This window comes from Mycobacterium sp., from assembly GCF_032162105.1.
GTDB lineage: Bacteria > Actinomycetota > Actinomycetes > Mycobacteriales > Mycobacteriaceae > Mycobacterium.
The window spans coordinates 1-3,116 of record NZ_JAVRPS010000089.1 but is presented as its reverse complement, the minus strand read 5'-3'; the positions used below and the strand labels follow the sequence as shown (position 1 = coordinate 3,116).

At 66.6% G+C, this 3,116-nt stretch carries 5 protein-coding genes; all 5 read left to right on the top strand.

Annotation, left to right across the window (positions count from 1 at the left end; genetic code table 11):
• Positions 1 to 344 (top strand): MBL fold metallo-hydrolase (locus tag QOC69_RS04385; protein ID WP_526436743.1); only part of this gene is annotated, 344 nt, incomplete at its 5' end.
• Positions 345 to 353: 9 nt separating this feature from the next.
• Positions 354 to 1,046, top strand: a complete 693-nt coding sequence (gene pqqC / locus QOC69_RS04380) for a pyrroloquinoline-quinone synthase PqqC (protein ID WP_526436741.1) — start codon at positions 354 to 356, stop codon at positions 1,044 to 1,046.
• The gene (pqqD, locus tag QOC69_RS04375; protein WP_526436739.1) at positions 1,033 to 1,311 is read left to right on the top strand and encodes a pyrroloquinoline quinone biosynthesis peptide chaperone PqqD; all 279 of its coding nucleotides are present in this window, start codon (positions 1,033 to 1,035) and stop codon (positions 1,309 to 1,311) included. The genes pqqC and pqqD overlap by 14 nt, the downstream gene beginning before the upstream one ends.
• Positions 1,304 to 2,434, top strand: a complete 1,131-nt coding sequence (gene pqqE / locus QOC69_RS04370; protein ID WP_526436737.1) for a pyrroloquinoline quinone biosynthesis protein PqqE — start codon at positions 1,304 to 1,306, stop codon at positions 2,432 to 2,434. Before pqqD ends, pqqE begins: the two co-directional genes overlap by 8 nt.
• The gene (locus QOC69_RS04365) at positions 2,431 to 2,970 is read left to right on the top strand and encodes a manganese efflux pump MntP (protein ID WP_526436735.1); all 540 of its coding nucleotides are present in this window, start codon (positions 2,431 to 2,433) and stop codon (positions 2,968 to 2,970) included. Before pqqE ends, QOC69_RS04365 begins: the two co-directional genes overlap by 4 nt.
• Positions 2,971 to 3,116 lie beyond the last annotated feature (146 nt).

Sequence of the window (3,116 nt, the reverse complement as noted above, 5' to 3'; positions counted from 1 at the left end):
GTGGCCGCAGCCTGGTCTACCTGCCGTGCGTGCAGCAGCTCACCCCCGACGTCCTCGAGGAACTGGCCGACTGCTCCGGCCTGCTGGTCGACGGCACCTGCTGGCGGGACGACGAGATGTCCAGCCTGGGCCTGGCCCGCAAGACCTCGCGCGACATGGGACATGTCCCGATCGACGGCCCTGGCGGCAGCCTCGAGCTGTTGTCGTCGCTGCCGATCGACCGCAAGGTCTACATCCACATCAACAACACCAACCCGGTCCTGCTCGAGGACTCGCCGGAACGACGGCTCCTCGACCAGCACGGCATCGAGGTCGCCGCGGACGGGCTCGAGCTTGAGATCTGAGGAGCAACGATGACCGCAGCACTGGCGCCCGATGAATTCGAGGAAGCGCTTCGCGAGCACGTCAAGGACTACCACCACCAGCATCCCTTCCATCGGCGGATGAACAACGGACAGTCCAGCCGCGAGGAGATCCGGGGCTGGGTGGCCAATCGCTTCTACTACCAGGTGAACATCCCCCGCAAGGACGGGGCGATCCTCAGTAGCTGCCCCGACCGTGAGATACGGCGCCGCTGGGTCCAGCGCATCATCGACCACGACGGCAGCAGCGAGGGAACCGGCGGGATCGAGGCGTGGCTGCGACTCGGCGAGGCCGTCGGCTTGACCCGGGCTGAGGTCGAGGACGCCCGACACCTGCTCCCAGGCGTGCGATTCGCCGTCGACGCCTACGTGACCTTCACGCGCACCCGGCCGTGGGTGGAGGCGGTGGCATCCTCGCTGACCGAGCTGTTCGCGCCCGACCTCATGGCAGAGCGGCTCGCGGCATTCGAACGCCACTACACCTGGATCGACCCCGCGGAGCTCTCCTACTTCCGGACTCGCATCACCCAGGCGCCCCGCGACTCCGAACACGGTCTCGAGGTGGTGCGGAGGTACTGCGTTACCCCAGAAACGCAGGCGGCCGCGCTGTCGGCGCTGTCCTTCAAGTGCGACGTGCTGTGGAGCATGCTCGATGCGATCGACCAGGCTTATGGAAATCGCTGACGAGGTCGCCCGGCCGCGGCTGGCGCGCCACGTGCGGATGAGGTTTGACGCCGCACGCGGGCAATACGCGCTGCTGTCGCCGGAGACGGTTTGGGTCCTCAACGACACCGGCGTCGCGATCGTGGAGCTGTGCGATGCGCGGCACACCATCGCAGAGATCCAGTCCGAGCTGCGCAGCCGATACGACCACGTCGCCGACGGCGACGTACAACGCTTCGTGGCCGACCTCGTCACCAAGCACGGGATGGAGATTGATCATGGATAAGCCCTACGCGCTCCTCGCCGAGCTCACCTACGCCTGTCCACTGCATTGCCCCTACTGCTCCAATCCGCTGGCGCTGGACGACTATCGCGACGAGTTGACGACCGACGAGTGGCAACGGGTGTTTGCCGAGGCCGCCGACCTGGGCGTGCTGCAGGTCCACCTCTCTGGCGGCGAGCCGATGCAGCGCCACGACATCGTCGACCTGGTGCAGAGTGCCAACGAGCTGGGCCTGTACACCAACCTGATCACCAGCGGGCTCGGCTTCTCCACCCGTCGGGCCGAGCAACTCCGCGACGCGGGCCTCGACCACGTGCAGGTCAGCATCCAGGCTGATGAGCGAGACCTCTCCGACCAGATCGCAGGCACGGCCTCGTTCGAGCGCAAGCACGAGGTCACGCGGCTCGTCAAGAAGCTGGGCTGGCCACTCACCCTCAACGTGGTGCTGCACCGGCAGAACATCGATCGGATCGGTGCCATCCTCGACATGGCGGCGGCGATGGAGGCCGATCGTATCGAGCTGGCCAACACGCAGTACTACGGCTGGGCGGGACGCAACCGTGCCGAGTTGCTGCCGAGCAGGGAACAGTTGGAGCGCGCTGAGACGGTGGTGCGGGCGGCCAGGGGGCGGCTCGGGGACCGGATGGAGATCATCTACGTCATCCCCGACTACTACAGCCAGTACCCCAAGCCCTGCATGGACGGCTGGGCCCGCAGGCAATTCACCGTGGTGCCCAACGGCGAAGCGCTGCCATGCCCAGCGGCCCACGAGTTGGCGCGCGGGCTTCGCCTGCCAAGCACCAACGTGCGCGAGCACTCGCTGGAGTGGATCTGGGCGGAGTCGCCACTGTTCAAGCAGTTCCGCGGCGACGCATGGATGCCGGACCCGTGCCGCAGTTGCGAACGTCGCGAGATCGACTTCGGCGGCTGTCGTTGCCAGGCCTTCGCGCTCACTGGCGACGCCGCCCGCACTGACCCGGTCTGTCATCTCTCCCCGGATCACGAACTGGTCGAAGCGGCGGTGGCGGCAGCCAACGACTCGACGCGGCCGCGGGACGGCGTGATGATTCCTCGACCGAATCCGGGCCGCACCCGATCGCAAATTCCCTTGGAGGTCCGACAGTGAACTCCCTCTACGCTCTGATCCCGATCGCATTCGTGCTCGGCCTGGACAATTTTCAGTCGTCAATCGGACTGGGAACGACGAAGCCGTCGTGGATCCGGATCGTCCAATGTGCGCTGGTGTTCGGACTATTCGATGCCCTGGCTCCCATGCTCGGTGTCTGGGTGGGCGGGTACCTCGGCGATTACATCGGGGAATCCGCGGAATACATCGGAGCTGCCGCCTTGGCCGTCTACGCCGTCTACCTCGTCGTGCATGCGTTGCGCACGGAGAAGGCCGGCGACCTCGACCATCCCCTTGCCATTCTGGGGTTGCCGCTGCCGTTGAGCCTCGACAACCTGCTCGCGGGGGCCGGCCTCGGAGTCATGGGCTACTCGGCCGTGACCGTGGCCGTGGTGGCCGGTAGCGTCACCGTCGTCATGTCCCTGGTGGGGCTGACGCTGGGGAAGCTCGCGGCGAGCAAGATACCTGTCCGCACCGACCTGCTCGGCGGCGTGGTGATGCTGATCTTGGCCACCGCAATGGTTGTGCGGGCCTGATGATCGACTCCGACCGGGGCGACGACGGCGCGCGGCCGCCGTGCTACCACTGCGGGGAGTCATACACGGCGGTGGATGACGGTCGGCACACCGAGCCGGTCAGCTGCGAGAGGTGCCCACGCTGCAAGGGGATGCCTGCTTGCTAT